The 11,839-nt window shown below is 72.8% G+C and carries 11 protein-coding genes; 10 read left to right on the forward strand and 1 reads right to left on the reverse strand.

The window, feature by feature from the left end; all coding sequences use genetic code 11:
* Positions 1-189 precede the first annotated feature (189 nt).
* The 4 genes from E2B92_RS33915 to E2B92_RS31805 all read left to right on the forward strand — a co-directional run bounded on the left by E2B92_RS33915 (position 190) and on the right by E2B92_RS31805 (position 3,404).
* Positions 190-312, forward strand: a complete 123-nt coding sequence (locus tag E2B92_RS33915; RefSeq protein WP_260604336.1) for a hypothetical protein — start codon at positions 190-192, stop codon at positions 310-312.
* 149 nt (positions 313-461) lie between these two features.
* The gene (locus tag E2B92_RS31795) at positions 462-1,727 is read left to right on the forward strand and encodes a beta-ketoacyl-[acyl-carrier-protein] synthase family protein (RefSeq protein ID WP_126884917.1); all 1,266 of its coding nucleotides are present in this window, start codon (positions 462-464) and stop codon (positions 1,725-1,727) included.
* A complete protein-coding gene (locus E2B92_RS31800; RefSeq protein WP_126884918.1) occupies positions 1,724-2,962 on the forward strand; it encodes a ketosynthase chain-length factor in 1,239 nt (412 codons plus the stop codon). Before E2B92_RS31795 ends, E2B92_RS31800 begins: the two co-directional genes overlap by 4 nt.
* A 178-nt stretch (positions 2,963-3,140) precedes the next feature.
* Positions 3,141-3,404: an acyl carrier protein gene (locus E2B92_RS31805; RefSeq protein ID WP_126884919.1), complete on the forward strand. Its 264-nt coding sequence runs from the start codon at positions 3,141-3,143 to the stop codon at positions 3,402-3,404.
* Between the two features lie 71 nt (positions 3,405-3,475).
* On the opposite strand, the gene E2B92_RS31810 is transcribed toward E2B92_RS31805, so the two are convergent.
* The gene (locus E2B92_RS31810; RefSeq protein WP_185923568.1) at positions 3,476-3,772 is read right to left on the reverse strand and encodes an antibiotic biosynthesis monooxygenase family protein; all 297 of its coding nucleotides are present in this window, start codon (positions 3,770-3,772) and stop codon (positions 3,476-3,478) included.
* Between the two features lie 137 nt (positions 3,773-3,909).
* Between E2B92_RS31810 and E2B92_RS31815 the strand changes: the two genes are divergently transcribed.
* The 6 genes from E2B92_RS31815 (at position 3,910) to E2B92_RS31840 (ending at position 11,838) form a co-directional block, all read left to right on the forward strand.
* Entirely contained in the window at positions 3,910-4,941 is a 1,032-nt protein-coding gene (locus tag E2B92_RS31815; protein WP_126884921.1) for an ATP-binding cassette domain-containing protein, read from the forward strand.
* Between the two features lie 23 nt (positions 4,942-4,964).
* A complete protein-coding gene (locus E2B92_RS31820) occupies positions 4,965-5,762 on the forward strand; it encodes an ABC transporter permease (protein WP_126884949.1) in 798 nt (265 codons plus the stop codon).
* A gap of 37 nt (positions 5,763-5,799) precedes the next feature.
* The gene (locus tag E2B92_RS31825) at positions 5,800-8,616 is read left to right on the forward strand and encodes a DEAD/DEAH box helicase (protein WP_126884922.1); all 2,817 of its coding nucleotides are present in this window, start codon (positions 5,800-5,802) and stop codon (positions 8,614-8,616) included.
* Positions 8,616-9,911, forward strand: a complete 1,296-nt coding sequence (locus tag E2B92_RS31830) for an SWIM zinc finger family protein (RefSeq protein ID WP_126884923.1) — start codon at positions 8,616-8,618, stop codon at positions 9,909-9,911. The genes E2B92_RS31825 and E2B92_RS31830 overlap by 1 nt, the downstream gene beginning before the upstream one ends.
* Positions 9,912-10,076: 165 nt before the next feature.
* Positions 10,077-11,573 carry an AMP-binding protein gene (locus E2B92_RS31835; RefSeq protein ID WP_268825572.1) on the forward strand — a complete coding sequence of 499 codons (1,497 nt, stop codon included), beginning with the start codon at positions 10,077-10,079 and terminating at the stop codon, positions 11,571-11,573.
* A 1-nt stretch (position 11,574) separates the two neighbouring features.
* Complete coding sequence (locus E2B92_RS31840) at positions 11,575-11,838, forward strand: acyl carrier protein (protein ID WP_126884924.1); 264 nt, start codon at positions 11,575-11,577, stop codon at positions 11,836-11,838.
* The last annotated feature ends 1 nt before the right edge of the window (position 11,839 follow it).

The following is an 11,839-nucleotide window of genomic DNA, read 5'->3' on the forward strand; positions in this document are numbered from 1 at the left end:
TGGGGGGGCCGGGGGGGTGGGGGGGGGTGGGGGGGGGTGGGGGGGGGGGTGGGGGGGGGGGGGGGGGGGGGGGGGGCGGGGGGGGGGGGGGGGGGGGAGGTGGCTGCGGGGGTATCACGGCGTGATAGCTCCGACGAGGTGCCCGCGCCGCGGGAGGCGCCCAGTCCGCCGAAGCTCGCGGGGATCAGGATGCCCTGGCACGACGGGGACAAGGTGGCCGATCTGGTGCTGGAGAAGATGTTGCCGCAGGAGCGGGAGAAGTTGCTGCGGCGGCTCATCGCGGCGCGGGAGGGCGTCGGGTCGATGTCGTGAGCGGATGGCCGAGCGCCCCGCACAGGTTGCCTGTGCGGGGCGCTCGGCTGTGGAAGGCATGTTCGAGCCATTCTCCAGGTGGGTCGGCGACGCTCGGACGGTAGCCGAGGTGGCCGTGACACCTGGAGGAGAACTGTGAGGGACAGCCGATGAGACGGGTTGTGATCACCGGTATCGGAGTGGTCGCCCCGGGCGGGGTGGGTACCAAGGAGTTCTGGTCGGTGCTCACCGCGGGCCGTACGGCGACCCGAGGCATCACCCTGTTCGATCCGGCGCAGTTCCGTTCGCGTATCGCCGCCGAGGTGGACTTCGACCCGGGAGCGCATGGGTTGGGCGAGGCCGAGGTGGCCAGGCTCGACCGGGCCGCGCAGTTCGCCGTGGTGGGCGCTCGGGAGGCGCTGGCGGACAGTGGGCTGGCCGGGGAGCTCGATCCGGTGCGTACCGGAGTGACGCTGGGCAGTGCGGTCGGCTGCACCACCGGGCTGGACGTGGAGTACGCGAAGGTCAGCGAGAACGGGGCGAACTGGCTGGTCGACCACACGCGGGCGGTCAGCCATCTCTTCGACTACTTCGTGCCCAGTTCGCTGGCCGCCGAGGTCGCCCACACGGTCGGGGCGCAGGGGCCGGTGTCGCTGGTGTCGACGGGGTGCACGTCGGGTCTGGACTCGATCGGGCATGCGGTGGAGCTGGTCCGTGAGGGCAGCGCCGATGTGATGGTCACGGGTGCCACCGAGGCGCCGATCTCGCCGATCTCCGTCGCCTGTTTCGACGCGATCAAAGCCACCAGTCCGCGCAATGACGAGCCGGAGACGGCGTCGCGGCCCTTCGACCGGACGCGCAATGGGTTCGTGCTCGGTGAGGGTTCGGCCGTGCTGGTCATCGAGGAGCTGGAGCATGCCCGCCGGCGCGGTGCGCATGTGTACGCGGAGATCGCCGGGTTCGCCAGTAGGAGCAACGCGTACCACATGACCGGGCTGCGGGCCGACGGGGTGGAGATGGCGGAGGCGATCACCGCGGCCCTGGACGAGGCGCGGCTCAATGCTGGTGACGTGGACTACATCAACGCCCATGGCTCGGGGACCAAGCAGAACGACCGGCATGAGACGGCCGCGTTCAAGCGGAGCCTGAGGCAGCGCGCCTATGAGGTGCCGGTCAGCTCCATCAAGTCGATGATCGGGCACTCGCTCGGTGCCATCGGCTCGCTGGAGGTGGCGGCCAGTGCCCTGGCCATCGAGCACAACACGGTGCCGCCGACGGCCAATCTCCATGAGTCGGACCCCGCTTGCGATCTGGATTACACGCCGCTCGTGGCCCGGGAGCAGGTGACCGACACGGTTCTTACTGTGGGCAGTGGCTTCGGTGGTTTCCAGAGCGCCATGGTCCTGACCCGTCCGCACCTGGGAGTGAGCGCATGACCACCTGTACGTCTCCTGTCCGTACCGGCGTGGCCGTGGTCACCGGTGTCGGTGTCGCCGCCCCCAATGGGCTGGGTGCCGATGCCTGGTGGGCGGCGGTGCTGCGGGGTGAGAGCGGTATCCGGCCGGTGACGCGGTTCGACGCGTCGGGGTATCCGGCGCGGCTGGCGGGTGAGGTGCCCGGGTTCGTCGCCGAGGATCACGTACCGAGCCGGCTGCTGGCGCAGACCGACCAGGTGACGCGGCTGTCGCTGGTGGCCGCCAAGGAGGCCCTGGACGACGCCGGTGTCGATCCGGCGGGGCTGCCCGAGTACGCGGCGGGTGTGGTCACCGCGAGTTCGGCGGGTGGTTTCGAGTTCGGGCAGCGTGAGTTGCAGGCGCTGTGGAGCAAGGGCAGCCAGCATGTGAGCGCGTACCAGTCGTTCGCCTGGTTCTACGCCGTGAACACCGGGCAGATCTCGATCCGGCACGGGCTGCGTGGGGCCAGCGGGGTGCTGGTGACCGAGCAGGCGGGTGGGCTCGACGCGGTCGGGCAGGCTCGCCGGCAGGTGCGCAAGGGGTCGTCGCTGGTGGTGACCGGGGCGGTCGACTCGGGGCTGTGCCCGTGGGGGTGGACCGCGCATCTGGCCGAGGGGCGGATCAGCCTGAGTGACGACCCGGGGCGGGCTTTCGTGCCGTTCTCGGCGGACGCCCAGGGGTACGTACCCGGTGAGGGTGGCGCGCTGCTGGTGCTGGAGGACGCGGAGGCGGCGCGTGCCCGGGAGGCGCGGGTGTACGGGACGGTCGCCGGGTACGCGTCCACGTTCGATCCGGCTCCCGCGGTCGGGGGAGGGTCACGGCTGGGTGCCGCGGCCGAGCTCGCCCTGGCCGATGCGGGGGTGCGGCCGGACCAGGTCGACGTGGTCTTCGCCGACGCGGCGGGGGAGCGGGCGGCCGACCGGGCCGAGGCGCGGGTGCTGGCCGAGTTGTTCGGGGAGCGGGGTGTTCCGGTGACGGCGCCCAAGAGCATGACGGGCCGCTTGGCCGCGGGTGGTTCGTCGCTGGATCTGGCGGCGGCGCTGTTCTCGGTGCGGGATCAGGTGATTCCGCCGACGACCGGCACCGTGCGCCCGGCGGACGACTGCCCGCTGGATCTGGTGACCGGTGCGCCGCGCCGCGATGTCGAGGTGCGGACCGCGCTGGTGCTGGCGCGTGGGCGGGGTGGGTTCAATTCCGCCGCTGTGGTTCGCGCCTGAGGGCGGGGCGGGGGGTTATCACGGCGTGATAGCCCCCGGCCGCCGTGGTTCGTGAGCAGGGGGCTGGGGGTTATCACGGCGTGATAGCCCGGCTGCTGTGGTTCGCGCCTGGGAGTTATCACGGCGTGATAGCCCTCGGCGCCTTGAGAGAAGTCCGTACCGAGGAAAGAGGTATGCCGTGAAGCTGCTGGAACTGACTGATCTGACCGCTCTGTTGCGTGAGTGCGCCGGCGAGGACGAGGGCGTGGACCTGGATGGCGACATCCTGGACGTTCTGTTCATCGACCTCGGTTACGACTCTCTGGCGCTGCTCCAGACCACCGGGCGCATCGAGCGTGACTTCGATCTGGTCCTCGACGAGGAGGCCATCGACGAGGCCGACACTCCGCGTGCGTATCTGGATCTGGTCAACCGGGCGTTGTCCGAGCGTGCCGCTGTCTGAGTGTCGGTGGTGGGGCGGGTGGGTGGCAGCGGGCGGCTCCTTGGGGGCCGCCCGCTGCGGCGTGTGGGGGGTCAGTGGGTGGCCGTGCGTTCGAGCACCGAGGCGTAGAGGTTGGATTCGCTGGTGCTGAGTGTGCGCAGGGCGGTGGCGTGCGGGGCGAAGTCGGGGTGGGTGACGGCCGCGCGGAAGGATTCGGCGTTCTCCCATTCGGCGACGTTGACGTAGGAGCCGGGCTGCTCGGTGTGGCGCAGCAGCCGGTGGCTGATGAATCCGGGGCGGTCGCGGAAGAAGGCCGAGGTGTCGTCGAAGAGCCGCTCGAACTCCTCGGCGGGGCCAGTGACCGTGAAGCGGTTGATGAAGGTGACCACGTGCTCCTCCGGGCCTGTGGGTGTGCGCTGACGTCCCGACGCTTCCGCCTGCGGGTCGAGCGGGACTCGAAGGGCCGCCGAGCGGGGGTTACCACACTGCTCAGCACACGTCATCCACCCCCGGGGGAAGGACATCCATGGGACTTGAACACGCGATCGTCGCGGAGAACCTGTGCAAGCGGTACGGCGAGGCCCCGGCCCTGAGCGGGTTCGACCTGCGGGTGGCCCAGGGGACGGTGCATGGGCTGCTCGGGCCCAATGGTGCGGGCAAGACCACCGCGGTGCGCATTCTGTCGACGCTGACCCGGCTGGACGGGGGGCGTGCCGAGGTCGCCGGTTTCGATGTGGTCCGCCAGAGCGCGGAGGTGCGGACGCGGATCGGTCTGCTGGGGCAGTACGCGGCGGTCGACGAGGTGCTCAGTGGTCGGCAGAACCTGGTGATGTTCGGCCGGCTGTACCACTTGGGGAAGCGGGCGGCGCAGGAGCGTGCGGAGGAGCTGCTGGAGCAGTTCGCGCTGACCGATACGGGTACCAAGCCGGTGAAGGACTACTCGGGCGGTATGCGGCGGCGTCTGGACCTGGCGGCGAGCCTGATCGTCGCGCCGCAGGTGCTGTTCCTCGACGAGCCGACGACGGGGCTGGATCCGCGTAGCCGTAACGAGGTGTGGGCGGCGGTGCGTTCGCTGGTCGACGACGGCACGACCGTGCTGCTGACGACGCAGTACCTGGACGAGGCGGACCAGCTCGCCGACCGGATCTCGGTCATCGCGTCGCGGGGCGGCACGGGTGGGCGGGTGATCGCCGAGGGTACGCCCGACGAGCTGAAGTCGACGATCGGCGGGGACCGGATCGACATCACGGTCCGCGATGCCGCTGATTTCGCCGTCGCGACGAGGGTGCTGGCGCGGGTCACGGGCCGGGAGCCGGACACGGACGCGGAGAACTGGCGGCTGGGTGTGCCGGTTCAGGACCGGGTGGTGGCGCTGACCGAGACGGTGCGCGCGCTCGGTGAGGCGGGGGTGGTGGCCGAGGACATCGCGTTGCGCCGCCCGCCTCTGGACGAGGTGTTCCTGCACCTGACGGGGCCGGACAAGGACACGGGCAAGGACGTGGGTACGGAGGCGGCCGGGACGGTCCGCGACGAGAAGAAGGAAGAGGTGTCGGTGTGACCACCGAAGCTCCGCAGGTGACGATGGCGACGGGCGGTGTCCGCTGGGCCCTGTCGGACTCGTGGGTCCTGACCGGTCGTGCCCTGGCCCATTGGGCCCGCAATCCCGCTCCGGTCGTCCTCAGGATGCTTTTCCCGATCATGATGGTGCTGATGTTCGGGTATCTGCTCGGTGGCGCGATGCTGGTGCCGGAGGGCGGCAGTTACCGCGAGTTCATGATGCCGGGCATGTTCGCCATGACGATGGTGTTCGGTATCGAGGTGACGATGCTGGCCGTGATCGGTGACGCCAACAAGGGTGTCACCGATCGGTTCCGTGCGATGCCCACGTCCGCCGGGGCGGTGGTGACCGCCCGCAGCATCGCCGACATGCTCAACTCGGTTCTGGGCCTGTGCTTGATGCTGCTGTGCGGTCTGGCGGTCGGCTGGCGGGCGAACAGCGGGGTCGGTGCCTCTCTCGCGGCGGTCGGTCTGCTTCTGCTGCTGCGCTTCGCCCTGCTGTGGGTGGGCATCTACCTGGGTCTCGTGTTCCGGGACACGGCCGCGGTGACCGCCGCGGAGACGCTGGTGTGGCCGCTGGGGTTCCTGTCGAACGCGTTCGTCTCGCCGGACACCATGCCGGGCTGGCTCGCCGCGGTGTCCGAGTGGAATCCGCTGTCGGCGACGGTGACGGCTACGCGGAAGCTGTTCGGCAACCCGGGCTGGGACACCGGGACATGGGCGTCGGATCAGGCCATAGTCATGGCCGTGGTCTGGCCCGTGGTCATTTTTGCGATCTTCTTCCCGCTGGCCGTGCGACGCTACCAGCGGCTCGACTGCTGAAACCGGCCACGCCGGACGGAAAGGACTCCAGAGGGACATGACAGTGACGACGGGTGTGCGCGCCGGTGATCTGACGCGGTGCGCGGCGCTGTTCGAAGCGGCCGACCCGCCCCGCGCCGGCACGGTGGTGTTCTGGGACGCCGAGGGCGTTCCACCGCCGGCGGGGGAGGCCGGTGAGGCGGACGTCGTCACCGTGGAGGACGGGGTGCCCGTCACGCGTACCGTCCCGGTGGTGCGGCTGTCGGTGGCCGACGCGCTGCCGGTGCTGGCCCGCGCGGCCAGGCCGGGGGAGACGGCTCATCCGGCTGCCGCGTTCTGGGGCGCGGCGGCCGGGATCGCCCTGCACCTGGCGGCCCGTGAGCGGCTGCTGCCGGGTGTGACCCGGGGCGGCTACGACGCCTGGCGGACCGGTCCGCTGGACCTGGACGACGTGCGGCGGGTGCGGGAGCTGGCGGCGGCCGCGCCGCCCGAGGCGTACGCGGCCGCCCTGCCGGGTACGGGTGGCGCGGAGGTGCGCCTGGCCGAGCCGGAGGGGCTGGTGCGGGCGTTCCTGGACGCTGTCGCCGACACTCTGCCGCGTACTCCGGCGGCGCACGCGGCGACCGGCCGGGCGGCGTTCGCGGCTGTCGAGCCGCAGCACGTGCCGCAGTTGCGGGCGTGGGCGGAGGAGATCTCGGCGGGGCTGGACTCCGGGGTGCGGGTGTCGCTGCGGGTCGAGCTCGGGGGTGGCGGGGGAGTGGAGCCGCCGGCCGTGCGGCTCGTGCCGCGCGCCCACAGCCTGGCCGATCCGACGCTCGCGCTGGACGCGGGTGAGCTGTTCGAGAGCGCCGATCACGCGCTGGGCCCGCGGGCGCAGGCCGACACCGTGCTGGCGGTGCGCCGTGCCGCGGGTGTGTGGGCGCCGCTGGAGCGGCTGCTTCCCGTGCCGCGTGCCATGGACCTGTCCGACCGGGAGGTCACCGACCTGCTGGGGGAGGGGGCGGGCCGGCTGCGGGCCCACGGCATCGACGTGCTGTGGCCGACGGACGCCCACCGTTCGCTGACCGCCCGTGCCGTGGTCGGCGCGGATCTGCCGCCGCCCGGCGATCTGCGTTCCTTCTTCGGCGGTGGGGGCACGGTGGACCTGCGCTGGCAGCTCGACCTCGACGGCGACCCGCTCACCGAGGAGGAGATGGCGGCGGTCGGCGCGGGCCGTCCCGTCGTGCGGCTGCGCGGCGGGTGGACCCTCATCGGTGCGGGCCTGGCCCGCAAGGCGCGTGAGCGGGAGGTGGGTGCGCTCACCGCGATCGAGGCGCTGGCGGTCGCCCTGAGCGGGTACGCGCGGATCGGCACCGAGCAGGTCCCGGTCGCGCCCACCGCCTGGCTGCTGGCGCTGCGGGCCCGCCTGTCCGACCCGGACGGCGGCAGCGAACCCGTCCGGCAGCCCGCCGCGCTCACGGCGACGCTGCGCGACTACCAGTTGCGCGGTCTGCGCTGGCTGGACCGGATGACGTCGCTGGGCCTGGGGGGCTGCCTCGCCGACGACATGGGCCTGGGCAAGACGCTGCAGCTCATCTCGCTGCACCTGCTGCGGCAGGAGCACGAGGGCAGCGCCGGCCCGACGCTCGTGGTCTGCCCGGCGTCGCTGCTGGGCAACTGGCAGCGGGAGGTGGGCCGGTTCGCGCCGGGTACCGCCGTGCGCCGCTACCACGGCACCGGCCGGACCCTGGACGGTGCCGCCGACGGGTTCGTCCTGACGACGTACGGCACCATGCGGCTGGACGCGGAGAAGCTGGCCGGGCACCGCTGGGGCATGGTCGTCGCCGACGAGGCGCAGCATGTGAAGAACCCGCACTCGAGCACCGCGAAGGCGCTGCGGCTCATCCCCGCCGACGCGAAGGTGGCGCTCACCGGCACGCCCGTGGAGAACAGCCTCTCGGAGCTGTGGGCGGTTCTGGACTGGACGACGCCCGGACTGCTGGGCGGCTACGGGGAGTTCCGCCGCCGCTGGATGGCGCCGATCGAGGCGGAGCGTGCCGAGGGGGCGGGGGAGCGGGCCACGGCTCAGCGCCTGGCCGGTCTGGTGCGCCCGTTCCTGCTGCGCCGCCGCAAGTCGGACCCGGGCATCGCGCCGGAGCTGCCGCCGAAGACCGAGACGGACCGGCCGGTGGCGCTGACCGGCGAGCAGTCGGCGCTGTACCGCAAGCAGGTCGACGAGGTGATGGGCCTGATCCGCGGCAGTGAGGGCATCGCCCGCAGCGGCCTGGTGCTGAAGCTGCTGACCGGGCTGAAGCAGATCTGCAACCACCCCGCCCAGTTCCTCAAGGAGGAGGGCACGGCGCTCACCGGGCGTTCGGGCAAGCTGGAGCTGCTCGACGAGCTTCTGGGCACCATCACCGCCGAGGGTGGCGCCGCGCTGGTGTTCACGCAGTACGTGGCGATGGCGCGGCTGCTGGAGCGGCACCTGGCGGAGCGTGGTGTGCCGGCGCAGCTCCTGCACGGCGGCACTCCCGTGCCGAAGCGTGAGGAGCTGGTGCAGCGGTTCCAGGACGGGGAGGTGCCGGTGTTCCTGCTGTCGTTGAAGGCGGCGGGCACCGGGCTGAACCTGACGCGGGCCGATCACGTCGTGCACTTCGACCGCTGGTGGAACCCGGCGGTGGAGGCCCAGGCGACGGACCGTGCGTACCGGATCGGCCAGACCAGGCCGGTGCAGGTCCACCGGCTGATCGCCGAGGGCACCGTGGAGGACCGGATCGCCGCGCTGCTGGAGTCCAAGAAGGAGCTGGCGGACGCGGTGCTGGGCACGGGCGAGCAGGCGCTGACGGAGCTGACGAACGACGAGCTGGCCAACCTGGTCGAGCTGAGGAGCGAGTGATGGGCGAGGCACAGGAGAGCGGTGCACGGGGCTTTCCCGCCTTCGCGGCGCGCAAGGGCGGGCGGGCCCGCGGCCAGTCGTTCTGGGCCAGGGCGTGGACCGGGGCGGTGGAGGACACCTGGCCGGAGGAGGAGTCGCTGAAGCAGGGGCGGGCCTTCGCGCGCACCGGCCGGATCGGCCCGATCACCGTCAGCCCGGGGCGGATCTCGGCGGAGGTGTACGGGGGTGAGGCCGCGTACACGACGGTGGTGACGCTCGCGGAGCTGGACGCGGGGGAGTGGGAGCTGCTCTGGGAGAAGGCCGCCGACCGGCCGGCCGTGACGGAGGAGCTGCTGGCGGGTGAGCTGCCGGAGGATCTCCTGGAGGCGGTGGAGGACGCCCGGGTGCGGATGCTGCCCGGGTACGGCGATCTGGACGCGGACTGCGACTGCGATGCCCTGGAGCATCCGTGCGCGCACGCGACGGCGCTGTGCTACCAGGTGTCGTGGCTGCTGGACGCCGAGCCGTGGCTGCTGCCGCTGGTGCGGGGCCGGGACGCCGGCGAGGCCCTGGAGGAGCTGAAGTCCGAGCTGATGCTGCGGGCGATGACCGGCGCCGACGAGGACGGCGGGGAGGACGAGGAGGGGTACGGGGACGACGGCGGCGAGCAGGAGGCGGCCGGTCCGCCGCCGGGCGTCGACCCGGTGGCGGCCTGGGCCCGCACGGCCGTGCCGCTGCCGGCGCCGCCGCCGCTGCCGCCGCTGCCGCCGCTGCCCGCCGGGGCGGGCGAGCCGGTCACGGGCATCGAGGCCGACCCGCTGGAGCAGTTGGTCACCGGCGCGGCCGTGCGGGCGCGCGGACTGCTGGCGTACGCCCTGGGGCTGACCGCCGAGCCCGCGCCGCCGCTGGATGTGTGGCAGGACACGGTACGGATCGCCGCCACGCACCCGGACCCGAGGGTCCCGGCGCGGCTGCGCGAGAGCTGCGGCAGGCCGCCGGGGGAGCTGGACCGGGCGGCCGCGGCGTGGCGGGCCGGCGGGGTGGCGGGCCTGGAGGTGCTGGAGCGGACCTGGTCGCCGTCCGCGCAGGAGGCGGCCCGCGCCCGGGCTGCGGTCACGGCGGGCTGGGAGGCGGACGAACTGCCCGCGCCGGAGGTCCGCGACAACCACTGGACGTTCGCCGCGCGGGGCGTCCAGCTCCGCCTGGGCCGCGACGGGCGGTGGTACCCGTACCGCGAGGAGGCGGGCACCTGGTGGCCCGCCGGGGCGCCGCACAGTGATCCGGCGGACGTGCTGGCGGAGCTGACCGGCGGCTGAGAGCCGTCCCGTCACCGCCGCGGGGGCCGCGTCACCTGTCCGGTGGCGCGGCCCTCGCGTGTGCGCGGGGTGCTCCGGGCGGTGCAGCGGGGCTCCATCGATCCTCCAGACCGCGAAACCACCATCGGTACCCACAGGAGCGCGAGGCGAGCTGGGGGAGGAGCCGTGAGCGGAATCGTGGGCGCGGCACAGGGCCGTCACCGTCTGCTCGACGGCATCGTCGGGCAGGCACGGCGGACGCCGGGTGCGACGGCCCTGGTGTGGCGGGACGAGGAGATCAGTTACGGGGCGCTGCTGCACCGCGCGGCGCGCGAGCGGGCCCGTGTCGCGAGGCTGCCGGGTGACGAGCCGGTCGGGGTGCCCGCGGTGAAGTCGCCGGCCACCGTGGCGCTGGTGCTGGCCTGTCTGCTGGAGCGGCGGCCGGTCCTTCTGCCCGCGGCGACGCTGGGGCGCGAGGCCCTGGGCCAACTGCACGAGCAGGCCGGTGTACGGGAGGTGCTGCTGCCGTACGACGATCTCGACGATCTCGAAGCGGACGCGGGTGTGCCGGTGGCGCCCGCGCCGGCCACCGACCGGCCGGCGCTGCTGCTGACCACGTCCGGGTCCACCGGACTGCCGAAGATCGTTCCGTTGGGCGTGCCGGCCCTCGACGCCTTCACCAACTGGGCCGCCGACGCTTTCGGTATCGGGCCGGGCACCACGGTCCTCAACTACGCGCCGCTCAACTTCGACCTGTGCCTGCTGGACGTGTGGGCCACCCTTGCCCACGGCGGCAGGGTCGTCCTGGTCGACCCCGACCACGCCCTGGACGGGGCGCGCCTGCTCGGCCTGATGCAGCGGCACGAGGTGCATGTCGTGCAGGCCGTACCCATGTTCTTCCGGCTGGTCGCCGATGCGGCGGACGCCGCCGGGGCGGCGCTGTCCGCCGTGCGGCACGCCATGTTCACCGGGGACGCCATTCCCGGGCCGCTGCTGGAGCGGCTGCCGGGTCTGCTGCCCGGGGCCCGGCTGCACAACATCTACGGGTGCACCGAGACCAACGACAGCTTCGTGCACGAGGTCGACACCCGGGCCCCCGGCGTGCCGCCGCTGCCGATCGGCGTCCCGCTGCCCGGGGTCGACGCGCTCGTCGTCACCGCCGAGGGCACGGTGCTGGAGGGGCCCGGCACGGGTGAACTGCTCGTGTCGACACCGTTCCAGACCAGCGGCTACCTGGGCGCGGCGGCCGCCCGGCAGGTCTTCGTACCGCATCCCGTGCGGGACGACGGGCGGCGCTACTTCCGCAGCGGCGACCTGGTGCGCAGGCACCCGGACGGGTCCCTGACCCTGGAGGGCCGCACCGACCACCAGGTCAAGGTGCGCGGGGTGCGGGTCAACGCCCAGGAGGTGGAGCACGTCCTGCTGGGTCACCGCGATGTGACCGAGGCGGCCGTGCTGGCGCTGCCCGACCCGGTGGCGGGGCGCCTGCTGCACGCGGTCGTGCGGCGCTCACCGGACTCGGGGCTCAACAGCCTGACGCTGCGCGGGCATCTGGCCCGCCGGCTGCCCCGGGCGGCGGTCCCCTCGGTGCTGCGGATCACCGACGACGCGCTGCCGAGGACTTCCACCGGCAAGGTCGACCGCGACCGGGTCGCTTCGGCCCACTTCACCAAGGAGAGCTGACATGCAGTACGCCCAGGCCGTCAAGGAGTTCATCGTCGAGGAGTTCCTGCCGGACGTGGCCGCCGACGAGCTGGCCGACGACCACGACCTCCTGGAGAACGGCATCATCGACAGCCTCGGGCTGCTCAAGGTGATCGCCTGGCTGGAGGACCGCTATGGCGTCGACACCGACGCCGTCGACCTCGACCCGGAGTCCTTCACCACCGTCGCGGCCATCGCCGCGTTCCTCGCGGACGCGCCGCGCGAGCACGCGGGGGCCGCGTAGC

It is taken from the genome of Streptomyces sp. WAC05374 (genome assembly GCF_004353505.1).
Classification (GTDB): Bacteria; Actinomycetota; Actinomycetes; order Streptomycetales; family Streptomycetaceae; genus Streptomyces.